Annotated in this window: 16 protein-coding genes, 9 pseudogenes and 1 other annotated feature; of the genes and pseudogenes, 20 read left to right on the top strand and 5 right to left on the bottom strand. The window is 41.6% G+C overall.

Features of this window, described 5'->3' with window-relative positions:
• Positions 1-117: 117 nt before the first annotated feature.
• Positions 118-250 (top strand) — a sequence feature (ribosomal protein L20 leader region).
• 183 nt (positions 251-433) lie between these two features.
• Genes infC through RCG23_RS17835 form a run of 4 tightly spaced genes read left to right on the top strand, consistent with a single transcriptional unit; the run spans position 434 to position 1,886 of the window.
• On the top strand, positions 434-937 hold the full coding sequence (gene infC / locus RCG23_RS17820) for a translation initiation factor IF-3 (RefSeq protein ID WP_308180100.1): 504 nt from the start codon (positions 434-436) through the stop codon (positions 935-937).
• A 16-nt stretch (positions 938-953) separates the two neighbouring features.
• Positions 954-1,154: a 50S ribosomal protein L35 gene (gene rpmI, locus RCG23_RS17825; RefSeq protein ID WP_308176771.1), complete on the top strand. Its 201-nt coding sequence runs from the start codon at positions 954-956 to the stop codon at positions 1,152-1,154.
• Between the two features lie 35 nt (positions 1,155-1,189).
• On the top strand, positions 1,190-1,549 hold the full coding sequence (gene rplT, locus RCG23_RS17830; RefSeq protein ID WP_308176772.1) for a 50S ribosomal protein L20: 360 nt from the start codon (positions 1,190-1,192) through the stop codon (positions 1,547-1,549).
• Positions 1,550-1,607: 58 nt separating this feature from the next.
• Positions 1,608-1,886 (top strand): DUF1294 domain-containing protein, encoded by a 279-nt coding sequence (locus tag RCG23_RS17835; RefSeq protein ID WP_308176773.1) that lies wholly within the window; start codon positions 1,608-1,610, stop codon positions 1,884-1,886.
• Positions 1,887-1,897: 11 nt separating this feature from the next.
• Here the strand turns inward: RCG23_RS17835 and RCG23_RS17840 are convergent, their stop codons facing one another.
• On the bottom strand, positions 1,898-2,281 hold the full coding sequence (locus RCG23_RS17840) for a sigma-w pathway protein ysdB (RefSeq protein ID WP_308176774.1): 384 nt from the start codon (positions 2,279-2,281) through the stop codon (positions 1,898-1,900).
• 122 nt (positions 2,282-2,403) lie between these two features.
• On the opposite strand from RCG23_RS17840, the gene RCG23_RS17845 reads away from it, so the two are divergent.
• Positions 2,404-2,895, top strand: a complete 492-nt coding sequence (locus RCG23_RS17845; RefSeq protein WP_308176775.1) for a dUTP diphosphatase — start codon at positions 2,404-2,406, stop codon at positions 2,893-2,895.
• A 72-nt stretch (positions 2,896-2,967) separates the two neighbouring features.
• Positions 2,968-4,050: pseudogene (locus RCG23_RS17850) on the top strand (M42 family metallopeptidase).
• 88 nt (positions 4,051-4,138) lie between these two features.
• Here the strand turns inward: RCG23_RS17850 and sspI are convergent.
• Entirely contained in the window at positions 4,139-4,348 is a 210-nt protein-coding gene (gene sspI, locus RCG23_RS17855) for a small acid-soluble spore protein SspI (RefSeq protein WP_308176776.1), read from the bottom strand.
• A gap of 116 nt (positions 4,349-4,464) precedes the next feature.
• On the opposite strand from sspI, the gene RCG23_RS17860 reads away from it, so the two are divergent.
• The 3 genes and pseudogenes from RCG23_RS17860 (at position 4,465) to pheT (ending at position 9,144) form a co-directional block, all read left to right on the top strand.
• Positions 4,465-5,217, top strand: coding sequence for a TrmH family RNA methyltransferase (locus RCG23_RS17860; RefSeq protein ID WP_308176777.1), 753 nt, complete (start codon positions 4,465-4,467; stop codon positions 5,215-5,217).
• Between the two features lie 394 nt (positions 5,218-5,611).
• Positions 5,612-6,646 (top strand): annotated as a pseudogene (pheS, locus tag RCG23_RS17865) (phenylalanine--tRNA ligase subunit alpha).
• An 84-nt stretch (positions 6,647-6,730) separates the two neighbouring features.
• Positions 6,731-9,144, top strand: a pseudogene (gene pheT / locus RCG23_RS17870) (phenylalanine--tRNA ligase subunit beta).
• A 95-nt stretch (positions 9,145-9,239) separates the two neighbouring features.
• On the opposite strand, the pseudogene RCG23_RS17875 reads toward pheT, so the two are convergent.
• The 3 genes and pseudogenes from RCG23_RS17875 to rnhC form a co-directional block, all read right to left on the bottom strand.
• Positions 9,240-10,774, bottom strand: a pseudogene (locus RCG23_RS17875) (flotillin family protein).
• Positions 10,775-10,786: 12 nt separating this feature from the next.
• The gene (locus RCG23_RS17880) at positions 10,787-11,314 is read right to left on the bottom strand and encodes an NfeD family membrane protein (protein ID WP_308176778.1); all 528 of its coding nucleotides are present in this window, start codon (positions 11,312-11,314) and stop codon (positions 10,787-10,789) included.
• A gap of 151 nt (positions 11,315-11,465) precedes the next feature.
• Positions 11,466-12,411: pseudogene (gene rnhC / locus RCG23_RS17885) on the bottom strand (ribonuclease HIII).
• Between the two features lie 167 nt (positions 12,412-12,578).
• On the opposite strand from rnhC, the gene zapA reads away from it, so the two are divergent.
• The 11 genes and pseudogenes from zapA (at position 12,579) to trxA (ending at position 24,270) form a co-directional block, all read left to right on the top strand.
• The gene (gene zapA / locus RCG23_RS17890) at positions 12,579-12,839 is read left to right on the top strand and encodes a cell division protein ZapA (protein WP_308176779.1); all 261 of its coding nucleotides are present in this window, start codon (positions 12,579-12,581) and stop codon (positions 12,837-12,839) included.
• A 5-nt stretch (positions 12,840-12,844) separates the two neighbouring features.
• Positions 12,845-13,387, top strand: coding sequence for a CvpA family protein (locus RCG23_RS17895; protein ID WP_308176780.1), 543 nt, complete (start codon positions 12,845-12,847; stop codon positions 13,385-13,387).
• Positions 13,388-13,482: 95 nt separating this feature from the next.
• Positions 13,483-15,212: pseudogene (gene polX, locus RCG23_RS17900) on the top strand (DNA polymerase/3'-5' exonuclease PolX).
• Positions 15,213-15,234: 22 nt separating this feature from the next.
• Positions 15,235-17,591, top strand: a pseudogene (locus tag RCG23_RS17905) (endonuclease MutS2).
• Positions 17,592-17,610: 19 nt separating this feature from the next.
• A complete protein-coding gene (locus RCG23_RS17910; protein WP_308176781.1) occupies positions 17,611-18,015 on the top strand; it encodes a DUF350 domain-containing protein in 405 nt (134 codons plus the stop codon).
• A gap of 273 nt (positions 18,016-18,288) precedes the next feature.
• Entirely contained in the window at positions 18,289-19,992 is a 1,704-nt protein-coding gene (locus RCG23_RS17915) for an AMP-binding protein (RefSeq protein WP_308176782.1), read from the top strand.
• A gap of 130 nt (positions 19,993-20,122) precedes the next feature.
• Positions 20,123-20,787: pseudogene (locus tag RCG23_RS17920) on the top strand (TetR/AcrR family transcriptional regulator).
• Between the two features lie 31 nt (positions 20,788-20,818).
• Positions 20,819-21,591 (top strand): annotated as a pseudogene (locus RCG23_RS17925) (enoyl-CoA hydratase).
• A gap of 122 nt (positions 21,592-21,713) precedes the next feature.
• Positions 21,714-22,487: an electron transfer flavoprotein subunit beta/FixA family protein gene (locus RCG23_RS17930; protein WP_308176783.1), complete on the top strand. Its 774-nt coding sequence runs from the start codon at positions 21,714-21,716 to the stop codon at positions 22,485-22,487.
• A 38-nt stretch (positions 22,488-22,525) separates the two neighbouring features.
• Positions 22,526-23,503 carry an electron transfer flavoprotein subunit alpha/FixB family protein gene (locus tag RCG23_RS17935; RefSeq protein ID WP_308176784.1) on the top strand — a complete coding sequence of 326 codons (978 nt, stop codon included), beginning with the start codon at positions 22,526-22,528 and terminating at the stop codon, positions 23,501-23,503.
• Positions 23,504-23,955: 452 nt separating this feature from the next.
• A complete protein-coding gene (gene trxA / locus RCG23_RS17940; RefSeq protein ID WP_308176785.1) occupies positions 23,956-24,270 on the top strand; it encodes a thioredoxin in 315 nt (104 codons plus the stop codon).
• Positions 24,271-24,452 lie beyond the last annotated feature (182 nt).

The raw sequence follows: 24,452 nt of genomic DNA on the forward strand, positions 1-24,452 counted from the left end.
TATTGTAAAGAACTTATTCTTTTGCTAAAATACAAAGCGTTGTGATAAAAAATGTTTGTTTGACATACCATTGTCATTTGTGATATAGTTACAAAGGTAAAACTGAATACGAGTTTTAGGGAAAAGAAGAAGCACCCGCTTCTCACCTGGTTGACGCTATATTGCAGTTGGCAGGTTTTACGTGAACGAATTGAACCATTTGATGTGTTTCGTAAAGTGTGGGTGATTTCATCCGCACTTTTTTGTTTGTGTGAGAAAACGAGGTATCCCATTGTGGGTGCTTGTTGTTTTTAATGCTTGCCGATTCAACCTGGTGTCTTAGTCTAGGTTTGATGATCAGGGATATTCTTCTTCATTCATCACATAGATGTTTCTTGACCCGGACGTTGTATTCGTGAAAAAACCTTGGAGGTGGCTAACTATTAGCAAAGACATGCTGTTGAACGAAGGTATTCGTGCTCGTGAAGTCCGTTTGATTGACCAGAATGGCGAGCAGCTTGGAATTAAATCAAAAATTGAAGCGCTTGAGATTGCCGGACGCGTTAATCTTGATGTGGTGCTTGTTGCACCGAACGCGAAGCCTCCGGTAGCCCGAATTATGGATTATGGTAAATTCAAATTCGAGCAGCAAAAGAAAGACAAAGAAGCGCGCAAAAATCAAAAAATCATCACTACCAAAGAAGTACGCTTAAGTCCTACGATAGATGAGCACGACTTTAATACAAAGCTTCGCAATGCCATCAAATTCTTAGAAAAAGGCGACAAGGTAAAAGCTTCGATCCGCTTTAAGGGCCGTGCGATTACCCATAAAGAAATCGGCCAGCGTGTTCTGGACCGTTTTTCTGAAGCGTGCAAGGAAGTTGCTACGATCGAGTCTCATCCTAAAATGGATGGACGGAGCATGTTCCTGGTTTTAGCACCTAAAATCGACAAGTAATAGGGAGGAATTCCAAATGCCAAAAATGAAAACTCACCGCGGCGCTGCAAAGCGTTTCAAGAAAACTGGATCTGGTAAACTGAAGCGTTCACATGCATACACTAGCCACTTATTCGCTAACAAATCAACAAAAGCTAAGCGTAAGCTTCGTAAATCAGCAGTTGTTTCAAAAGGTGATTTCAAACGCATTAAGCAATTACTAGACAACATCAGATAATATCGGAAGATTGATATATATAGGAGGGAAATTACATGCCACGTGTAAAAGGCGGTACTGTTACTCGCAAACGTCGTAAAAGAGTTCTTAAATTAGCAAAAGGTTATTTCGGTTCAAAACATACATTATATAAAGTTGCTAACCAGCAGGTTATGAAATCCCTAATGTATGCATTCCGCGACCGTCGCCAGAAAAAGCGCGACTTCCGCAAACTATGGATTACTCGTATCAACGCAGCAGCTCGCATGAACGGTCTTTCTTACAGCCGTTTAATGCACGGTCTTAAGCTTGCAGGTATCGAAGTAAACCGCAAGATGCTTGCTGAATTAGCAGTAAGCGATGCTAACGCTTTTGCTCAATTAGCAGAAGCTGCAAAACAACAAAACAATAAGTAATAACGATAAAAAGCCATTCTCTTCAGGGAGAATGGCTTTTTGCATAGGAGGAATGGATATGCATAGTAATACGCTTTTATTAGCTGCTTATTTGATTATGAACATAATCGGTTTATTTATAATGAAGGTTGATAAACAAAGAGCCATAAAGCATCAATATCGTATTCAGGAAAAAACGTTATGGCTTGTGGCCATTTTTGGAGGAGCGGTTGGAACGACTGCAGGAATGCAGATGTTTCGCCATAAAACGAAGCATCTTTCCTTTAAGCTCGGCTTTCCAGTTCTTGCCGTTATTGAGTTTGTGATCTTTGTATATTTTAGCTTCAAATTTTCATAGTATTTGGCAGCCTATTGTTCACCCAATAATTCTTTAACGGGGCTTTTCCAATCTAAGCGTGCAGCAGGATAGTGCTCTAAAATCTTTTTCTCAAGAAAAATAAAGTCATCGCGCACCAATCCTTTTAAGGACGGATTATCCTTTGGCCAGACAATTATCGATACAACTTCAAACGCGCTTGCCGTTTGGCCTAAATATTTTTCACCTTCAAAAAGTACTCCTTTATAGGTGAGCAAAAAGTTCTTTTTCACATTTTCCTGAACATCCAGTAAAAAAAACTTTCTTTGTCTATGGGCTAAATCAAGCTTTCGAATTGGATCTAAAATATATCTTATTGCTATTGAAATAAAGAAAATGATTAATGCCAATAATAGGATTCGAAGCAGCCATACCATAAAAATGCCCTCCAGCTATTTTTCTTTTTTTACGAGTGAGGCTCTCGAAAAGTTTCATTACCCATCAATTATAAAAAAATATAATTTTCATAATAACAGATCTAAAGAAATGGATGATAAAGATGAATTTTGAACAGCTATTTCAAATGCAAAAAGCGCTGGATAAACATATAGAAGAAAAGCATCAATTAGAGCATGAGGATTTAGTGGACCGTAAGATTCTTGCTTTGCTTGTTGAACTGGGCGAACTGGCAAATGAAACACGCTGCTTTAAATTTTGGAGTGTAAAGCCTTCGTCAGCAAGGGAGACCATTTTAGAAGAATTCGTAGACGGCATTCATTTTATTTTATCACTGGGAATCGAATGTGGTTTTGAGTCCATATCTCTTAATGAGATAGAGTCCTTGAGAGCAGATTCGGTAACAGATCAATTTTTGCAAATATACCAGGCAGTCAATGAGTTTAAAATAAAACGGAGCCTGGATTGCTACTTAAACCTTTTCAACACTTATTTACTGCTTGCGGATCAGCTTCAATTTTCGGCAAATGAAATCGAAGCCGCATATATTCAAAAAAATGAAGTAAATTATGATAGGCAGCAAGAAGGTTATTAGCAGAAAATTTTTACATTTATAGGCTGTTTAGGTATAATGAAATGCGTATACATAAAGAGGGGGTTCAATTGAATGGCGAAATTAGATGAAACTCTGACCATGCTAAAGGATTTAACTGATGCCAAAGGGATACCTGGCAATGAGCGAGAAGTTCGCGAAGTAATGAAAAAATACATAGCTCCATTTGCAGATGAAGTCACAACAGATGGTTTAGGCAGCTTAATAGCCAAAAAGACTGGCAAGGAAGGCGGCCTAAAATCATGGTGGCACGCACCTTGATGAAGTTGGTTTCATGCTGACACAAATCGATGATAAAGGCTTTTTACGTTTTCAGCCAGTTGGCGGATGGTGGGGCCAGGTTATGCTGGCGCAGCGTGTTACGATCGTAACTAAAAAGGGTGACGTAACAGGTATCATCGGATCCAAGCCTCCTCATGTTTTGCCGGCAGAAGCCCGCAAAAAACCAGTTGATATTAAAGATATGTTCATCGATATCGGTGCTTCCAGCCGTGAAGAAGCAATGGAATGGGGAGTACGTCCTGGAGACATGATTGTTCCTCATTTTGAGTTTACGGTCATGAACAATGAAAAAATGCTTCTTGCAAAAGCATGGGATAATCGAATTGGCTGTGCGATTGCAATCGATGTATTAAAGCAGCTAAAGGATGCTGACCATCCAAATGTAGTTTACGGTGTAGGATGCGTACAGGAAGAAGTCGGCCTTCGTGGTGCCCGTACAGCTGCTACAAAAATCCAGCCTGATATTGGCTTTGCCGTTGACGTGGGCATTGCCGGAGACACACCAGGAATTTCTGAAAAAGAAGCGATGAGCAAAATGGGAAAAGGCCGCAAATCGTATTGTATGATGCCTCTATGGTATCGCATAAGGGGCTGCGTGATTTCGTAACGGACGTTGCGGATGAGTTGAGTATTCCTTATCAATTTGATGCAATACCTGGCGGCGGTACTGATGCCGGAACAATCCATCTAACACATAATGGTGTTCCTGCCCTGGCAATCTGCATTGCAACACGCTATATTCATTCACATGCGGCAATGCTACACCGCGATGACTTTGAAAATACGGTTAAATTGATCGTTGAAGTAGTCAAACGCCTTGACCGTGAAACAGTAGACAAACTTACATTTGAATAAGAAATGAAGATACCCTGGTTTTTTGCCGGGGTATTTTCGTTTTATCAACTAAAAAAAGCTGCCAATCGGCAGCTATCAGACTTAATTATTAGTGCTTTAACCCATTTTCAAGAGCTTCAAGCATTTCTTTCTTTTCTTTTTCTGAAGAGTTTTTCCAGATTACTTCAAATAAAACACCAAGCCCAGGAAGCATCTTCTCTTCACCGTTTTGGATGGCATCGACAATGGTGTCTTCCAATTGTTCCTGTGAATTTCCAGTTACGTTGTGTATGACGGCATTGCGCAAATTCAAGTTCATTAAAATTCACTCCTTTTACATTATTTCGTCTATAGCTTTTTCTTTTTTTGGTTTTATTATGTATTATAGTTAGGATATAATTAGACAATCATTAATAGGTTAAAGGAGAGACGGCGTTGAAGCATATTCACTCTGCCAAAAACCCTCAGGTAAAACAGTGGAAAAAACTTTTAACAAAAAAAGAACGCGATAATACCCGGACATTTATAATAGAAGGATTTCATCTGGTGGAAGAAGCCCTTAAACAGAAAGAACTTGTCTTGGAGCTGATGATATCAGAAGATACAGAGCTCCCCCCACGCTGGGATTACGGCTCCATCCCATTAACGATTATAACCGAAGAAGTGTCGAAGGCTTTATCCGATACGGAAGCACCTCAAGGAGTATATGCAATTTGCAAGCAGGAGGAACCGGCGGTAGCTGCGGCTAAAACCTTTCTGTTCCTTGACGCAGTACAGGATCCCGGTAATTTGGGGACCATGATCAGAACGGCTGATGCAGCGGGGATTGAAGCCGTCATCGTTGGAACAGGAAGCGTTGATATTTATAATTCGAAGGTTCTTCGTTCTGCCCAGGGCAGCCATTTTCATCTTCCAATCATAAGAGGCAACCTTTCTGAATGGGTGGAAAAGCTTAAAGAAAAAGATATACCTGTTTTTGGAACATCTCTTGAAAACGGACGTATATATACAGAAATCAGCGCAAACAGGTCGTTCGCACTTGTGGTTGGTAATGAAGGAAGCGGCGTTAGCAAAGAAATTCTGTCAGAAACGACAGCGAATCTTTACATCCCTATTTACGGAGAAAGTGAATCACTCAATGTTGCAGTGGCGACGGGAATCCTTTTATATTATTTAAGAAAACCATAATCCGTTTGAATCCTTTTAAAAATTATTATATAATAAACAACAAAATCAATATTGAAACAACATTGACGGAGAAAAGTACCTTGTACATAACCATTAAGGGAGAAAGTGCCCAGGACTGAAAGCACTTTTATGGAAACGGCAGGGGAAGTTCACCTCCCGAGTTGGCATCGGGACCACAGTAGAGCGTTAGCTTTGAGAGTAGGAATACTGTCCAGCTTCCGCCTTTCGTGTAAAGATGCACCGGCATGAGCCGTTATCCGAATGAAGCGAACACAGTATTTTTGTACATAATGTGTTTACAAGGGTGGTACCGCGAATAGAACCTCGTCCCTTACCAGGGATGGGGTTTTTTGTTTGCCATTCGGACTACATAAAGTAAAAGGAGGAATTTATTGTGCAAGAACGATTACAGGAATTGCAAACAGAGGCAATTGAAAAAATTGAGCAATCCACAAGCCTTAAGGAATTAAATGATATCCGAGTTGCCTATTTAGGGAAAAAGGGCCAATCACGGAAGTACTTCGCGGAATGGGCAAGCTTTCAGCAGAAGAGCGCCCAAAGATGGGAGCACTTGTCAACGAGGTGCGTGAAGCGATCGCTGCCAAAATGGAGGAAAAACAAACGGCGCTTGAGGAAGCAGAGGTTATGGAAAGGCTTGCTTCCGAGACGATTGATGTTACACTTCCCGGACGCCCTGTAAAGGTAGGGAATCATCATCCATTAACAAGAATTATTGAAGAGATTGAAGATTTGTTTATCGGCATGGGATACCAGGTAGCCGAAGGGCCTGAGGTAGAGCAGGATTATTATAACTTTGAGGCTCTGAATTTGCCGAAGGGACACCCGGCACGTGATATGCAGGATTCCTTCTATATTACTGAAGAAATTTTACTAAGGACCCATACATCCCCGGTTCAGGCTCGTACGATGGAAAAGCACCAGGGAAAAGGCCTGTTAAAATCATCTGCCCGGGTAAAGTATACAGACGTGATAACGACGATGCGACACACTCCCATCAATTCATGCAAATTGAAGGATTGGTCATCGACGAAAATATCCGCATGAGCGACCTTAAAGGTACGCTGGAGGTATTTGCGAAGAAAATGTTTGGCGAGGACAGGAAAATCAGATTAAGGCTTAGCTTCTTCCCATTCACGGAGCCTTCTGTTGAAATGGATATTTCCTGTAAAATTTGCGGCGGCAAGGGCTGCAGTGTTTGTAAGGGAACAGGCTGGATTGAAATTTTGGGAGCTGGAATGGTCCACCCGAACGTGCTTGAAATGGCTGGCTATGACTCCAAGAAATATACAGGCTTTGCTTTCGGAATGGCGCTGAGCGGATTGCCATGCTAAAATACGGCGTTGATGATATCCGTCATTTCTATACAAACGATGTCCGATTCTTAAAGCAATTTTCTATGCACGAATAATTATGGCTTGAAGCATCTGTTCCCCTATCATAGGAGTCATACAGATGCCGGAAAAAGCCGAATGAATTAAAGGAGGATCACGATATGTTCGTATCATATAAATGGCTGCAGGATTATGTAGACCTTTCTGGTGTAACACCTGCAGAACTGGCTGAAAAGATAACGAAAAGCGGGATAGAAGTAGAAGGAGTAGATGTTCTTAACGAGGGCATACAGGGAATTGTAATCGGCTATGTTGTAGAACGCGAGCAGCATCCGAATGCAGATAAGTTAAGCAAGTGCCTTGTTGATGTTGGTGAAGAAGCACCTGTACAAATTATCTGTGGTGCTCCTAATGTCGCCCAGGGGCAAAAAGTTGCCGTTGCCAAGGTTGGGGCTGTATTGCCAGGCAATTTTAAAATCAAGCGTGCCAAACTTCGCGGAGAAGAATCAAATGGCATGATTTGCTCGCTTCAGGAGCTAGGAATGGAAGGTAAATTGGTTCCGAAGGAGTATTCAGAAGGGATTTTTGTTTTCCCAGCTGATGCCGAAGTGGGTACGGATGCTCTTGCCGCTTTAAATCGTGATGATGCGGTATTGGAATTAGGATTAACACCTAACCGTTCCGACTGTCTGAGCATGCTTGGCGTAGCTTATGAAGTTGCTGCGATTTTAGGAAGAGAAGTAAAGCTACCTGAAAGCAGCCTCCAGCCAGCAGCAGAAAAAGCTTCTGATAACGTTAAAGTAACAGTAGAAGCGAAAGAAGATAATCCATTGTATGTGGCTAAAGTGATTAAAAATGTAAAAATTGCATCTTCACCATTATGGATGCAAACACGCTTAATGGCTGCCGGAATCCGTCCTCATAATAATGTAGTCGATATTACGAATTATATTTTATTGGAATATGGCCAGCCGCTGCATGCATTTGATTATGACCGTTTCGGTTCTAAGGAAGTGGTCGTACGCCGAGCAAACGATGGCGAAACGATTGAAACCCTTGATGACGTGAAACGCACCTTGACTCCTGAACATCTGGTAATTACAAACGGAAAAAGGCCGTTGCTCTTGCCGGAGTAATGGGAGGAGCAAATTCCGAGGTTTCATCTGAAACTAAGACTGTATTGCTTGAATCTGCCTATTTCAGTGGTGCAGTTGTCAGAAAGGCCTCCAAGGATCATGGCTTAAGAAGTGAGGCAAGTGCCCGGTTTGAGAAAGGCGTTGACCCTAATCGAGTAAGAGCATCAGCTGAACGTGCGGCCTATCTGATGTCAAAATATGCAGGCGGAGAAGTACTGGAGGGATCTGTTGAGAGCGACAGCCTGAGAGTTGAGCCAGCAGTAGTCTCTATTACAATTGAGAAAATTAATCGAGTACTTGGAACCGATTTATCAATGAAGGACGTTGAAGATATCTTTGCCCGCCTGAAATTTGAAACCGTCACCGAGAATGGTACTATTACGGTTACAGCACCTACAAGACGCGGGGATATAAAAATTGAAGAAGATTTGCTTGAAGAAGTGGCAAGATTGTTTGGATACGATAACATTCCTAAAACCCTGCCTCTTGGAGCATCAACACCAGGGCATCTGACAGGCTACCAGGAAAAACGCCGAACTGTCCGCCATTTCCTTGAAGGTGCAGGATTATACCAAGCTGTAACCTACTCTCTTACCAGCGAGGAAAAAGCAGCCCAGTACGCTTTGGATAACAGAAATCCAATCCGATTGGCGATGCCGATGAGTGAAGACAGGAGCATGCTTCGATTAAGCATTACTCCGCAATTGCTGGAGGTTTTAAAATACAATAGCGCCCGCCAAAACGATAGTTTAGCCATATACGAAACGGGTGCAGTATTTTTATCAAACGGAACAGATGAGCTACCTGAAGAGCAGGAGCATCTGGCTGCTGCAGTTACGGGTCTATGGCACAGCCATTCGTGGCAGGGAGAAAAGAAGCCTGTCGACTTCTTTGTACTTAAAGGAGCGTTAGAGGGACTATTCGAAAAACTGGGTCTTTCAGAAAAAGTTGACTATGTTCAGGCCAAGTTTGATGGAATGCATCCTGGACGAACTGCTGAAATTCAGTTGAATGGCGAGCGTATCGGCTTTATTGGCCAGGTTCATCCAAGTGTACAAAAGGAGCTTGACCTAAAGGATACTTTTGTATTTGAGCTTTCATTAAAAGCTGTGCTTGAAGCCGCAACGGAACCGCTTCAGTACACAACCATACCTAGGTTCCCATCAATTACAAGAGATATTGCTCTTGTGGTTGAAAAAGAAACAGTTTCCGGCGAATTAAAGAAAATCATCACTGAAGCAGGCGGAACACTCTTAAAAGAAGTTCAGGTATTTGACTTGTACGAAGGAGAACGAATGGAAGAAGGCAAAAAGTCAATTGCTTATTCATTGAAATATTCAGATCCTGAAAAGACTTTGACAGATGAAGAAGTAACAAAAGTCCATGAAAAAGTCCTTGAAGCTTTGAAAGAGAAAGCTGGAGCGGTACTGAGAGGATAGTATAATTGAGTAAACCACCTTCCTGAAGCTCGGGATAACTATAATAAATAAAAGAGAGACCTATACGTTATATAACGGATAGGTCTCTCTTTGCGTTAAGCATCTTTGTTTTCAACAGCAGGGTCTGTCTGGTTCGTCTGCGTTTCAATCAGCTGGTCTAGGCTGGCCCGGATATTTCTTTTTCCGGACAGATTTTCAAGCAATTCTTTTACATCCAAGCCTGAGGTGGCTTTTAAAGATTCCTGCATTGTTGACATTAAATTCGTTGCGTAAGATGTTATTTTGTTGGCGCCGCCATTAGCTGAATCACTGCCTGTATCCACCACAGTAATTTTATCAATATTTGAAAGCGGGCTTGCAACTTCTTTGGCGAACTGAGGAAGCATTTTAAGTACCATATCCAATATTGCAGCCTGGCCAAATTGCTCAAATGCTTCCGCAATTTTACGCTTTGCCTCTGCTTCCGCAAGCCCCTTCAACCGGGTGACATCCGCTTCGGTTTCACCTTGTGCTCGCTGAGCATCTGCTTTTGCGATACCATCGACCCTGACCCGCTCTGCTTCAGCTTTTGCCATAGCTTCAACACGATACTTCTCGGCATCTGCTTCTGCCATTTGCTTTGCTTTACTCGCGGCCGCTGCTTGTTCAACAGAATAACGGTCAGCATCTGCCTTCTTTTTGACCTCAGAATCGTATTGTCGTTCGCGCCTCAGAATCTCTTTTTCTTCTAATTCAATTTGCTTCTGGCGTTCAATGATTTTTACTTGCATTTCCTGCTCGGTAACTTCCTGCTTTGCCCGGGCCGTCTCTAAATCATACGCCTGGTCGGCTCGTGCTTTTGCGATATCCTGTTCACGGCGATATTCGGCAATTTTCAGCTGATTTACTTTTTGGCCTCTGCTATTTCTGTTGCCCTTTCTAATTCAGAGCGCTGTGCATCTTTACTTGCCTCTGCACGTTTAATCCTTGTTTCCTTGTCTGCTTCTGCTGTAGCAATGTCAGCATCGCGCTTTACCTGTGCGATGCGCGGTTTTCCTAATGATTCCAGATAGCCATTTTTATCCCGGACATCCTTTATCGTAAATGAAACGATCATAAGTCCCATCTTCGCCAGGTCCTGAGAGGCTACTCGCTGCACCTCCTGTGAAAACTTCTCGCGGTTCTTATAAATCTCTTCTACAGTCATGGAACCAAGAATAGAACGAAGGTGTCCTTCCAGCACTTCACGGGCTTCGCCTTCACGTTCCTCTTTTGTTTTCCCAAGAAATTGTTCTGCCGCTGTTGCGATTTCGCCGATTGAACCGCCAATCTTAATGATTGCTGTACCATCAGCCATTACGGGAACTCCTTGTTCGGTATAGACCTCATGAGTATTCACATCCAATTTACTTGAAAGGAGGCTTAAAGGCTTTGCCTGCTGAAAGATTGGGAGGATAAATGCACCGCCGCCACGGATAATTTTGATTTTATTACCTGACTCATCGACATGAACGTTTTTGCTGCCTAAATAACTGCCTGTTACGATTAAAGCCTCATCCGGGCCAGCTGTATGATACTTCTTAATAAACACAGCTATAAAAGCTAATAAAATAAAGCCGACAATCGCTATAACAATCCAGATATAATCCATTATGTTCCCTCCTTAAAATGGCTGTACGTAATCTTTTACAAGTAAAAATCCTTTTTCAGCCTCAATTACTAGTATGGTAGAGCCTTCTTTAATAACAGAGCCGTCGTAGCTGCGGGCAGGTTTGGAAATCATGCCGCTGTAACTCTCCAATACTACTTCTCCAAAGCCGTTATCCGGTATTGTAATAATCACTTTACCAACTCTCCCGTTTAGGGATTCCGCAGTATAAGCTAGTGATTCCTCAGCTTTTGAAAGGGGGAGAAGGACAAAGATATTTAATAAAATATCAAGGCATAGAGAAATGATGGCTGCAATGACAAGAATGAGAGAGCTTTTCCATGAGGTAACGACTTCTAATATGTAACCGGCTGCAGTCAAGAACGTAATAAAGGCAAGAATCGTAATCGGGTTTATAAAATCCAGCCCAGCGGCAGCTCCATCAGCAAGATGACCGAAGAAAAGGTAAAGTACTGTTAGGGCGCCAGTAATGAAAAGCAAGTACAAGTAAATGGTATCAATCGGTGTTCCAAATAACTCCATTTTCTCCCTCCTTTCTAAGAACCTACAGAATGTATGACTCTTAAGCCAGCATACGTATACTACGTTCAATTTATTAGAAAAGATTCAATTTTTTTACATTTAGTAAAAGAAAAAAGCATCGAATCCAGATGCCTTTTTGGAATCATGAAACTTATGAGTCAGTTCTCTTTTTACTTACCAGCTTCATTGCTTTTTCTGTATTGGCAAAGTGGAGCTTAACGAATTTAGGCAGGACGTCTTTACCTTTATTCATAATCAGTTTAGCTGCAGCTACATCTACTTGTGCGCCTGCTCCTTTTGGAATGGTAAATCCTGCACTTGTGCTCAATTTATCAAAATACTGAACAAATGCGTACCTGGCCAGAATCGATGCAGCTGCGACAGCTAGATGGATACCCTCTGCCTTTGTACTAAAATAGACATTTTCCCTTGCAACCTGTTTTTGTCCTATTAAATGCTGAAAATAGGCAGTCGCCTGAACAAATTGGTCAATCAACACGGCCTCGGGCTTTATGGGGGAGATTTTTTCTAACAGATGTAAAATTGCCTGGTTATGCAAAATGGCTTTCATTTTCCCCTGTGACATGCCAGATTGTTGAAGCTGGTTGTATTTTTCATTATGGAGTGTCAGCAGGCTGTGCGGAACAATATCTTTAATTTGTTTTGCTATGGCGATGATTTTCTGATCGTTTAAATCCTTTGAATCTCTCACTCCCAGCTCTTTTAATAATGGAATGTCTTCTTTTTTTACATATGCAGCTACAACGGTGATCGGCCAAAGAAATCCCCCGTTCCGACTTCATCTGAACCAATTGCTGACATTGAACCGATTTGAGCTGGGAGAGCGCTGCCTGATGTCTTAGCTTTTGAAGGGGCAGCTGTCTTCACTGTTGCTTCCCCCATTTGCCTGCTTCTGCCTCGCTGCCGCCCCCCTGAAATAATACTTTCCCGGATTTATAGGCAGTGATCACGCAGGAAGGCGTTTTTGCAGAAAACAAGCCGCCTGGCGGAATTTTTTCAGTTAAACAGGATTGATAGTATTGCTTCATTTTAGAAATCTCATTTAAGTTTTTTAATAGTACGATGTTAGCCAAGATGGTTCGCCCCTTAAGATTTTATTGTTATGTAATGGCTGTCCGATTACACAAGCCATAAATGTTTGTATTCATTAAAACAGAAAAAGCTTCAAAAACTGTTTGGCTTTTCTGCCGATAACCGTTCATGTTATGATATAGATTAGGATTCTTTGAATGGAGGCATTTATTTGTCAAATCAGCATAAAAACCGAACCACAGTCGATATATACGGACAGCAATATGTCATAGTAGGCCTTGAGAGTACAAGCCATGTCAGGCTCATTGCCTCACTGGTTGATGATAAGATGCGGGAAATCGGTTCCAGGAATCCATCGCTCGACATTAGTAAATTGGCCGTACTGACAGCAGTGAATGCTGTTAATGATTATATTAAAATGAAAGATCAATTGGAACGGCTTCAAGCAGAATTGATAAGGGAAAAGGACTGAACAGCATGCTGGATTTAGCAATCATTATTATTCTTATATTTGGTTTTTTCGTCGGTCTAAGAAGAGGTTTTATTCTTCAGCTGATTCATTTGACAGGGTTTATTATCGCATATATTGCTGCGAGAACTTATTATGATGAACTGGCGCCTAAGCTGACACTTTGGATTCCATATCCAAGCTTAGGTGATAATTCTGCGTTAAAGCTCCTGGCAGGGAGTACGAATATGGAGACTGCCTTTTACAGAGCTATTGCTTTTGCAATTATATTCTTCGCCGTGAAAATTCTTCTGCAGATTATTGGGGCAATGCTTAATTTTATTGCGCATTTGCCGATTATAAAACAGCTGAATATCTGGGCTGGAGGCATACTAGGATTATTGGAAGTCTATTTTATCCTGTTTATTTTATTATATATTGCAGCCATAATTCCAATAGAATCTATCCAGGGATATCTGGACCATTCAGTTATGGCCGAAGCAATTGTAAAACATACACCTATTCTCTCCGAGGAATTAAAGAAGCTTTGGATTGAATATGTTGCTGCTTGAACTTCTCTGTAGCAGAGAAGTTTTTCTTTCGAAAAGGCAATTATAGAAATTAACGTTGTGTAGATAATCTTCCAATATTAAGGCAGGTGTTATTAATGGAAATTAACAAGAAGGATGTTATACGACTTTTAGAGACGATTGCAGTCTATTTGGAGCTTAAGGGAGAAAACCAATTTAAAGTTTCAGCTTTTAGAAAAGCGGCCTTTGCATTGGAAACTGACAACCGGAGCCTTTCTGAAATTGAGGATGTAACAGCTATCTCAGGAATTGGTAAAGGAACTGCAGCTGTTATTGAAGAATATATTAACGAAGGAACATCTGCGGTATTAAAGGAATTGCAGGAAGAGGTTCCACAGGGACTTATTCCGCTGCTGCAGCTTCCGGGCTTAGGGGGCAAAAAAATTGCCAAGCTTTATCAGGAGCTTGGGATTGAAGATGTCACGGACTTGGAAGAGGCTTGCAATGCCGGCAAGGTTCAGGCATTGCCTGGCTTCGGCAAAAAGACAGAGGAGAAAATCCTTCATTCTATCGCCAATGCCGGTACGATGCCGGAAAGGCTTCCGATTGCCTATATGCTTCCAATAGCTGAAAGTATTGAAAGCCAGATTGCACGGATGACAGATATTGCTCGATTTTCCAGAGCAGGCAGTTTAAGAAGAATGCGTGAGACCGTTAAGGATCTCGATTTTATCATTGCTTCGGAAAACCCACTTAGTGTAAAAGAACAGCTTTTATCGCTGCCGAATATAAAAGAAATTATTGGCGCTGGTGAAACTAAGGTTTCACTGACATTCGGCCTGGATTATGATATTTCAGCAGACTTCCGGATTGTAAAACCGGAGGAGTTCGCCACCGCACTTCATCACTTTACAGGTTCCAAGGACCATAATGTCAGGATGAGACAGCTTGCGAAAGAGCGCGGGGAAAAAATTAGCGAGTATGGTGTGGAAAATAGCGAAACAGGTGAAATTCTTACTTTTTCTTCAGAAGAGGAATTTTACAGGCATTTGGCCTGCCATTCATTCCGCCTGAAATCCGTGAGGACGGAAAGGAAGTTGAGGAATTCACTTCAAATGAAGAATTAATTTCTTATGAAGATATTAAAGGTGACCTCCATATGCACTCGACCTGGAGTGATGGGGCACATTCGATTGAAGAGATGGTCGAGGCTTGCAGGAAGAGAGGCTATCGATACATGGCCATCACGGATCATTCGCAATTTTTAAAGGTGGCGAATGGATTGACGCCTGAGAGGATACGTCAGCAAAGGGAAGAAATTAAAAAGCTGAATGAAAAATATGATGACATTACGATATTATCCGGAATCGAAATGGATATACTCCCTGACGGACGGCTGGATTATGATGATGAATTGCTAAAAGAAATGGATATTGTCATTGCGTCGATTCATTCCTCTTTTTCACAGTCTCGGGAAAAGATAATGGAAAGATTAAGAAATGCACTTGAAAATGTTCATGTTGATATCATTGCCCACCCAACCGGAAGGCTGATTGGGCGCCGTGAAGGCTATGATGTAGACATGGATATGCTGATAGAATTGGCAAAAGAAACAAATACCGTCCTTGAGCTAAATGCAAATCCTCATCGGCTGGATCTGTCTTATGAAAACTTAAGAAAAGCACAGGATGCAGGGGTTAAAATCGTCATCAATACGGATGCACATAAAATTGATACTTTAACACATATGGAGATCGGGGCGGCAGCTGCAAGAAAGGGCTGGATCAAAAAATCAACTGTTATTAACGCATTTGAAAAAAATGATCTCCTTGCTTTTTTGCACCAACGCCACGAACGAACTAATTAAGCATGATAGGAGGATCATCTCCATGCAGCAAAAAGCATTAAAGGTTTTGGAATTTGAAAAAGTGAAAGAACAGCTTTTGGTACATGCCTCTTCCTCATTGGGAAGGGAAAGAGTTACGCAATTAATACCATCAACAGATTTTGATGAAGTGGTACGTCTTCAGGAAGAAACAGATGAATCATCGACTGTATTGCGGTTAAAGGGAAATGTGCCGCTTTCAGGAATTCATGATATTCGTGCACATTATAAACGGTCCGTCATCGGCGGGGTATTAAGCCCAATTGAGTTATTCCAAATCGCCAGCACTATTCACGCGAGCCGCCAAATGAAGAGGTTTATTGAGGATGTGGCTGCGGAAGAAATACAGGTCCCGATCCTTTTAGAGCAAACAGATAGGATTATACCACTGGTTGCCTTGGAAGAGTCAATAAGAAATGCTATTGATGAGGGCGGTGAAGTGCTGGACAGCGCAAGTGAACTGCTCCGATCCCTCCGCAGCCAGATAAGGTCCAATGATGCCGTGTCAGGGAAAGGCTCGAGGGAATGGTCCGCTCATCCAGTGCGCAAAAGATGCTGTCTGATGCGATCGTTACGATTAGGAATGACCGGTTTGTTATTCCTGTAAAACAGGAGTACAGAGGCCATTATGGCGGAATCATCCATGACCAAAGCTCATCAGGGCAGACTCTGTTTATCGAGCCACAGGCGATTGTCCAATTAAATAATCAATTGCAGGATATTCGTATCAAAGAACAGCTTGAAATTGACCGGATTTTATCTGAATTATCGGCCAAAACGGCAGAGCATGAAGAAGAGTTGCAGGTCATTACTGAAGTAATGTCTAATCTGGACTTTATTTTTGCGAAAGCCCGATTCAGCAGGCAGATAAAAGGCTCTATGCCGATTATGAATAATGAAGGCAGAATATCTTTATTTAAAGCACGGCATCCTTTGATCCCAATTAATGAAGTGGTAGCAAATGATATTATGCTTGGCAAGGATTTCACCACCATTGTCATCACCGGTCCGAATACCGGGGGAAAGACGGTAACCTTAAAAACTGTCGGCCTGTGTACGCTAATGGCACAGTCCGGTTTGCAAATACCTGCTCTTGATGGTTCTGAAATGTCCGTATTCGGGGCAGTTTATGCTGATATCGGGGATGAGCAGTCGATTGAGCAAAGCTTAAGTACTTTTTCTTCCCATATGGTAAATATAGTAGATATCCTAAATAAAGCCGATTATAACAGTCTTGTTTTGTTTGACGAATTAGGAGCAGGAACTGATCCGCAGGAAGGGGCGGCGCTGGCCATCTCGATTTTGGATGAGGTGTACAAACGTGGCGCACGAGTTATAGCCACCACTCACTACCCTGAACTTAAGGCGTATGGCTATGATAGAGAAGGAGTTATGAATGCTAGTGTTGAATTTGATGTAGAAACACTGAGCCCTACCTATAAGCTCTTATTGGGTGTACCCGGACGAAGCAATGCTTTTGAAATATCCAAGCGGCTCGGATTAAATGATAGGGTCATTGAAACTGCCCGTTCTCATGTGAGCGCAGACAGTAATCAGATTGATAAAATGATTGCGTCTCTAGAGCAAAGCAAGCGTCTAGCTGAAATCGAACAGGAAGAAGCGAACGATTTCCTCAAGCAGGCAGAAAAGCTTCATGAAGATATCCAAAAGCAAATGATCGACTTCTATGAGCATAAGGATTCATTATATGATAAAGCTGCAGCAAAGGCAGCAGAAATAGTGGAACAGGCTAAAGATGAAGCTGAAAAAATTATCCGTGATCTTCGGAAGATGCGTATCGAAAAAAATGCCGAGATAAAAGAGCACGAACTAATTGATGCAAAAAGGCGTCTGGACGAAGCAGCACCTGAAATAAAAAAATCCAGTAAACTGCAAAACAAAAAGAATGATAAGCATACCTTTAAACCTGGCGATGAAGTAAAGGTTCTAACATTTGATCAAAAAGGGACCCTCTTGGATAAAGCTTCAGAAAAGGATTGGAATGTCCAAATAGGCATATTGAAAATGAAGGTTGCCGAAAAGGATTTGGAATATCTCAGCACGCCAAAACAAACTGAAAAGAAATCTGTTGCCATCGTTAAAGGAAGGGATTTTCACGTCAGCCTTGAGCTCGACCTTCGCGGGGAACGGTTTGAGAACGCCCTGCATAAGGTGGAGAAGTATGTGGATGATGCATTGCTGGCAGGATATCCGCGTGTTTCCATCATCCATGGAAAAGGTACCGGTGCATTAAGGCAGGGAGTGCAGGAATATTTAAAAAACCACCGTTCTGTGAAGAAAATCCGTTTCGGTGATGCCGGTGAAGGCGGAACCGGGGTTACAGTAGTGGAATTGAAATAATGTCCGGGGAGAATGGAATATGGACCAATTTTGGGAGAATGAATATATTCTGACAGCAGCCAATTACAGTGTCGTGATTTTATGCATGATTGTCTTCATGGCTATCTTTGAATTAGTGACCAAATATAAAAATTGGGAAGAAATAAAAAAAGGAAACATGGCAGTGGCAATGGCTACCGGTGGAAAAATTTTCGGAATCGCTAATATCTTCCGCTTTTCCATCATGCAGCATAATTCGCTGCTTACGATGATTAGCTGGGGAATCTTTGGATTTTTTTTGCTCCTGGCAGGCTATTTCATTTATGAATTCCTGACCCCAAAGTTTAAAATTGACCATGAAATTCAAAATGACAATCGTGCTGTTGGATTTATTTCGATGGTGATTTCGATTGGTTTATCATATGTCATTGGAGCGGGAATATAGTAAGGAGAGAATGAAATTTGGAAAAGCTGGCAAAGATTCTTCTAGGGTTCTGCGGCCTGTTCCTGCTGATCGGGCTAATTTATATGTTGTTTTTTGCAAATTAAATTTTTCCACAAAATCATCGCCTCAACATAAATGAGGCGGTGATTTTTTTTGGCTTGTACACTAGCTTGAAAAGTCGGCTGTGGGATTCTAATTGTTTTAAAAAGTTCATTATATTATAATAGGTATAAGTAATTAGAATTTTTTAATAATTCACAAAGGAGGGTTTGCATGACTGATACCAAGCCGTGGATCCAGAACTATCCAGACGAGATTCCGCCACTTGTGGAATATTCTTCTGAACCAGTTCAACAATATTTACGGTCAGCAGCTGAGGAATTCCCAGATAAAACGGCCATTCATTTTATGGGAAAGGAAATGAATTATCGCCAGCTCTATAAGGACGCACGAAAGTTCGCCGGATATCTGCAGGGACTGGGAATTTCAAAGGGTGACAGGGTGGCGATTATGCTGCCAAATACACCTCAGTCAATAATCTGTTATTACGGCATTTTATTTGCCGGGGGAATAGTCGTCCAGACGAATCCGCTTTATATGGAACGTGAGCTGGAATATCAAATGAAGGATTCAGGAGCTAAAGCGATTGTGACGCTTGACATTTTGTATCCGCGGGTATCAAAAGTGATGGCACAAACCGATTTGGAGCATGTAATTGTAACCGCTATCAAAGATTATTTGCCTTTTCCTAAGAATTTAGTTTATTCTTTTATACAAAAAAAACAATACGGTATCGTTGTCAATGTCAGGCATGAAGGGAACACCCATTTGCTGGCCGAAATACTGAAGAGGCCGGAAGCCATGCTTGAAGAAATGGATTTCAATTTTAAGGAAGATATTGCTTTGTTGCAGTACACAGGAGGAACTACCGGTTTTCCAAAAGGCGTGATGCTCACCCATGAAAATCTTGTTTCAAATGCTTCCATGTGCCAGGCCTGGCTGTATAAATGCAAACGAGGCGAGGAAATAATTCTTGGGATACTGCCTTTTTTTCATGTCTATGGGATGACAACCGTTATGATTCTTGGTGTGATGCAGGCACACAAAATGGTATTGCTGCCGAAGTTTGATGCTGAAACTACGCTGAAAACAATTCAAAAGCAGAAGCCTACCCTCTTTCCAGGTGCCCCTACGATTTATATTGGGCTTTTAAATCATCCGGATCTGAAAAAGTACGATCTTTCGTCAATCGATTCATGCATAAGCGGATCAGCACCTCTCCCTGTAGAGGTTCAGCAAAAATTTGAAGAAGTGACGGGTGGAAAACTCGTTGAGGGCTATGGTTTAACTGAATCCTCACCGGTAACCCATTCAAATTTTTTGTGGGATCGTCCAAGAGTAAAAGGCAGTATTGGTGTACCATGGCCTAATACGGATGCGGCTGTTTTTTCAATGGAAACCGGTGAAAGATTGCCTGCTGGTGAAATTGGGGAAATTGCAGTAAAAGGTCCTCAAGTGATGAAAGGCTATTGGAATCGGCGTGAGGATATCGCACAAACATTAAAGGATGGCTGGTTATTAACAGGAGACCTTGGTTACATGGATGAAAATGGATATTTTTATGTTGTAGACCGTAAAAAGGATATGATTATTGCAGGAGGATTCAATATTTATCCTCGTGAAATTGAAGAGGTATTATACGAGCATCCGGAAGTCCAGGAAGTAGTTGCAGCAGGCATACCTGATCCTTATCGCGGCGAAACGGTAAAAGCCTATGTGGTATTAAAGGAAGGCTCCACACTATCAAAAGATGAACTTAACCAATTTGCCCGGAAACATCTGGCTGCATACAAAGTGCCGAGGATTTATGAATTCAGGAAAGAACTTCCCAAAACGGCAGTCGGAAAAATTTTAAGAAGGGCGCTAGTTGATGAAGAAAAGAAGAGAATAGAAGAAGAAGGCCAAAAACATGCGTAATTTTGAGCCAAAAAAGAGCGGCTCTTTCTTTTTGCGATAGTGGGCTTGTCCCTATTAAAATACTAAGCATAGGGTAATTTTGAAGGTATAATTTATTGACAGAAAAGCGATATTTATCTATTATAAAAATATGAATGATGATTCATTCATTTATTTAAATGTTAGAGGTCAAATAGGCGCTTACGCTTTTCTTCAAAGGGGGGAAGAATTGAAGAGAAACAAGCCAAAATACAGGCAAATTATTGATGCGGCTGTCGTGATTATCGCGGAAAATGGATACCATCAGGCCAGGTTTCCAAGATAGCAAAGCAGGCAGGCGTCGCGGACGGCACCATTTATTTATACTTTAAGAATAAAGAAGATATTTTAATCTCTCTCTTTGAAGAAAAAATGGGCAGCTTTGTTGAAAAAATAGATGAAATGATTGCAGGAAAAGAAACAGCGGCAGAGAAGTTATTAATGATGATTGAAGCACACTTCGACCTGCTGTCCAATGACCGGCATCTTGCTATTGTTACGCAATTGGAATTACGCCAATCAAATAAGGATCTCCGTTTAAGGATTAATGATGTACTTAAAGGGTATTTGAAGGTGATTGATAAAATTTTAATCGGCGGCAAAGAAAAAGGAGAGTTCTCTAGTCTCCTTGATGTTAGGCTTGCCCGGCAGATGATCTTTGGAACAATGGACGAAACCGTTACGTCCTGGGTGATGAATGATCAGAAGTATGATTTAAACTCACTTGGAAAGTCAGTCCATCACTTGCTAATCAATGGGCTGAAGGGTTCAAAATGAGTTTGATAGATAAGCCAGAGGGGGAATCACATTGGAATATTTAAAATGGTCCGCAGCTGACCGTATCGCTACGATAACAATTCAGCGGCCTCCAGCAAATGCCCTTTCGTCCGGTCTGCTCAAGGAATTATCCTCTGTCCTGGATGAAATTGAGCCAAATGATGATATTAGAGTAATCATCATTCATGGAGAAGGACGTTTTTTTCAGCCGGCGCTGATATTAAGGAATTCACGACAATTAAATCAGGAGAAGACTTTTCTAAGCTTGCAGGCTTAGGACAGGATTTGTTTGACAGAATGGAAAGATTTCCAAAACCAATTATTGCTTCGATTCATGGTGCTGCACTAGGCGGTGGACTTGAACTTGCAATGGCATGCCATTTCAGGCTGGTAAGTGAAACAGCAAAACTTGGACTACCCGAGCTGCAGCTTGGATTGGTTCCTGGATTTGCAGGATCACAGCGCCTTCCTAAATACGTTGGCGTGGCAAGAGCAGCTGAAATGCTCTTTACTTCTGACCCGATAACAGGCCTTGAGGCTGTACAATACGGTTTGGCCAATCATGCCTATCCGGAAGACGAGGTCCTCGAAAATGCCTATAAGATGGCCAAAAAGATTTCGAAGAAAAGCTCTGGCTCGTTAAAGGCAGCAATCCAGTTATTAAATTATGCCAAAACTAAAGAGTTCTATGAAGGCGTTAGTAAGGAAGCTGAACTCTTCGGGCAGGTATTCATGTCCGCAGACGGTCAGGAGGGGATTCAGGCGTTCATTGAAAAAAGGGAGCCTGAATTCAAAGGTAATTAACTTATTTAGCGGGAGAACATCCCGCTATATAAATTGCATCCCCCTCAAGGCAATATTTTTTTGAATTAAATTTTTTTAATCTTTCGAACTGAAGAAATGTTTGAATTCTTAGGAGGGAAACCATGAATATTTTTGTACTGTTAAAAAGAACGTTTGATACGGAAGAAAAAATAACAATCTCTGGCGGAAAAATCAATGAGGACGGAGCAGAATTCATTATTAATCCTTATGATGAATATGCTGTCGAAGAAGCAATCCAGGTTAGGGATGCAAATGGCGGCGAAGTAACTGTGGTATCCGTCGGTTCTGAGGAAGCGGAAAAACAGCTTCGCACAGCGCTGGCGATGGGAGCAGATAAAGCTGTTCTTATTAATACAGAGGACGATGTGGAAAACGGAGATCAATTCACTACTGCAAAAATTTTATCAGAGTTTCTTAAAGATAAAGGTGCAGATTTAATCATCGGAGGAAACGTGGCAATTGATGGCGGTTCAGGTCAGGTTGGCCCACGGGTTGCGGAGCTGCTCGATATTCCTTATGTAACAACCATTACCAAACTTGAGATTAATGGAAACAGTGCAACGGTTACACGTGATGTAGAGGGTGATTCAGAGGTAATCGAAACAAGCCTTCCATTATTGGTTACAGCTCAGCAAGGCTTGAACGAACCTCGTTATCCATCATTGCCAGGGATTATGAAAGCCAAAAAGAAACCTCTAGAGGAACTTGAGTTGGATGATCTTGATTTGGAAGAAGACGATGTTGAAGCTAAGACTAAAACAATAGAAATCTATCTTCCACCAAAAAAAGAAGCAGGGAAAGTTCTGCAGGGCGAATTAACTGACCAGGTAAAGGAGCTTGTCCAGCTGCTTCATACAGAAGCGAAAGTTATCTAAACTTGATATGACAAATATTCATCCAGGAGGTAAATAGAATGGCGAGAAAAGTATTGGTATTAGGTGAAGTCCGTGACGGATCATTGCGTAATGTTTCCTTTGAAGCAATCGCAGCTGCAAAAACGGTTGCAGAAGGCGGCGAAGTTGTTGCTGTTTTAATCGGCAATTCTGTAAGCGCTTTAGGTGGAGAAATGGTTTCCTATGGTGCAGACCGAGTAATAACTGTAGAGGATGAAAAATTAAAGCAGTATACTCCTGATGGCTTTTCTCAGGCATTGCTCGCAGTAATTGACCAGGAGAACCCTGAAGGAATTATTTTCGGCCATACCGCTTTAGGTAAAGACCTTGCTCCAAAGGTAGCAGGTAGACTTTCATCCGGCCTTATTTCCGATGCGACTGACCTGGAAGCTGCCGGGGGCAATCTTGTTTTTACACGTCCAATCTATTCAGGTAAAGCGTTCGAAAAGAAAATCGTAACGGACGGACTGATTTTTGCAACAATCAGACCGAATAATATTAATCCTTTAGAAAAAGACGAAAGCAGAACTGGAGATGTATCAAGCCTTTCAGTTGAAATCAAGGATTTAAGGACGATCATTAAAGAAGTTGTCCGTAAAGCAAGTGAGGGTGTCGATCTTTCTGAAGCTAAGGTGGTCATCGCTGGAGGCCGCGGCGTAAAAAGTGTTGATGGTTTCGAACCACTTAAGGAACTTGCCAATGTATTAGGCGGGGCAGTGGGCGCTTCACGTGGTGCTTGTGATGCTGATTATTGCGATTATTCCTTGCAGATTGGACAGACTGGAAAGGTAGTAACTCCGGATCTTTATATCGCCTGCGGAATTTCAGGAGCAATTCAGCACCTTGCCGGTATGTCTAACTCTAAAGTTATTGTAGCCATAAATAAAGATCCTGAAGCTAATATCTTCAAGGTTGCCGATTATGGAATTGTAGGAGATCTATTCGAAGTAGTACCAATGCTGACTGAAGAATTCAAAAAGCTAAAAGTTCATTCCTAAAATGAGATGCAAGCGGCATAATGCCGCTTGCTTTAATATTCTAAGGCTGTTTTCGTAAAACTTTATTACTAATTAGAGTGAATCAGATGGTTGATAAAGAAGTTGATTGGAGTGGAAGGTGCGAGATCCTCGAAAATGCTATCGCATTTCCTTCGTGCGGTGTTGATTCTAGGAAGCTGATTCAACGTCCTACGGGAGCAGTGGGACAGGTGAGACCCCACAGTCGCTTTAGCGACGAGGAGGCTCACCGCCCACCCCGCGGAAAGCGAGCATCCTGAAGCGGAAATCAACTACTACTCAAAACAACAATCTTTTAGAAAACAGCCTATATTAATGAGAATAACGTCTAAGTTTAAAGGGTAAATTACATGCGAAACAAATTATTAGCATGAATTGTAAAACGGTGATATACTTTCGGTAGTATTTCAGTATTAATTAGGAGGCATTCTTAAATGGCAATTTCACATGTTACAGATCAAAATTTTGCTGCTGAAACAGGCTGCAGCCTTGTTCTTGTAGATTTTTGGGCACCATGGTGCGGACCTTGTAAAATGATAGCTCCTGTTCTTGAAGAACTTGATTCAGAAGTAGGAGAAAAGGTAAAAATCACTAAGCTTGATGTGGATGAAAATCAGGAAACTGCCGCTAAATTCGGCGTAATGAGCATCCCGACTTTATTAGTCCTAAAAGACGGTGAAGTAGTAGACAAAGTGGTTGGCTTCCAGCCAAAAGAAGCACTTGCAAGTGTCCTTGAAAAGCACTTTTAATATTTAATGTGGTAAGCCCCCAGCCAATATCGGCAGGGGGCTTTACTTTTGCCCATGTATTCAAGGCCTATTAAAGGTCACATAAATGACATTGACATTCATTCTCAATGAATATATAATTTTTTTAGCTGAATGAAAATGATTTTCATTATTAATCTATTGAAGATGAAAGCCTACATAAG

Source organism: Neobacillus sp. PS3-34 (assembly GCF_030915465.1).
GTDB lineage: Bacteria > Bacillota > Bacilli > Bacillales > Cytobacillaceae > Neobacillus_A.

What these genes read in the sequence shown, in the direction of transcription:
- RCG23_RS17835 (WP_308176773.1), top strand. Translation starts at nt 1,608, where the DNA reads ATGCATAGTAATACGCTTTTATTAGCTGCTTATTTGATTATGAACATA.
- RCG23_RS17935 (WP_308176784.1), top strand. Translation starts at nt 22,526, where the DNA reads ATGGCGAGAAAAGTATTGGTATTAGGTGAAGTCCGTGACGGATCATTG.
- RCG23_RS17840 (WP_308176774.1), bottom strand. Translation starts at nt 2,281, where the DNA reads ATGGTATGGCTGCTTCGAATCCTATTATTGGCATTAATCATTTTCTTT.
- RCG23_RS17930 (WP_308176783.1), top strand. Translation starts at nt 21,714, where the DNA reads ATGAATATTTTTGTACTGTTAAAAAGAACGTTTGATACGGAAGAAAAA.
- sspI (WP_308176776.1), bottom strand. Translation starts at nt 4,348, where the DNA reads ATGAACTTGAATTTGCGCAATGCCGTCATACACAACGTAACTGGAAAT.
- infC (WP_308180100.1), top strand. Translation starts at nt 434, where the DNA reads ATGCTGTTGAACGAAGGTATTCGTGCTCGTGAAGTCCGTTTGATTGAC.
- RCG23_RS17895 (WP_308176780.1), top strand. Translation starts at nt 12,845, where the DNA reads ATGCTGGATTTAGCAATCATTATTATTCTTATATTTGGTTTTTTCGTC.
- rpmI (WP_308176771.1), top strand. Translation starts at nt 954, where the DNA reads ATGCCAAAAATGAAAACTCACCGCGGCGCTGCAAAGCGTTTCAAGAAA.
- RCG23_RS17910 (WP_308176781.1), top strand. Translation starts at nt 17,611, where the DNA reads ATGGACCAATTTTGGGAGAATGAATATATTCTGACAGCAGCCAATTAC.
- RCG23_RS17880 (WP_308176778.1), bottom strand. Translation starts at nt 11,314, where the DNA reads ATGGAGTTATTTGGAACACCGATTGATACCATTTACTTGTACTTGCTT.
- trxA (WP_308176785.1), top strand. Translation starts at nt 23,956, where the DNA reads ATGGCAATTTCACATGTTACAGATCAAAATTTTGCTGCTGAAACAGGC.
- RCG23_RS17845 (WP_308176775.1), top strand. Translation starts at nt 2,404, where the DNA reads ATGAATTTTGAACAGCTATTTCAAATGCAAAAAGCGCTGGATAAACAT.
- rplT (WP_308176772.1), top strand. Translation starts at nt 1,190, where the DNA reads ATGCCACGTGTAAAAGGCGGTACTGTTACTCGCAAACGTCGTAAAAGA.
- RCG23_RS17915 (WP_308176782.1), top strand. Translation starts at nt 18,289, where the DNA reads ATGACTGATACCAAGCCGTGGATCCAGAACTATCCAGACGAGATTCCG.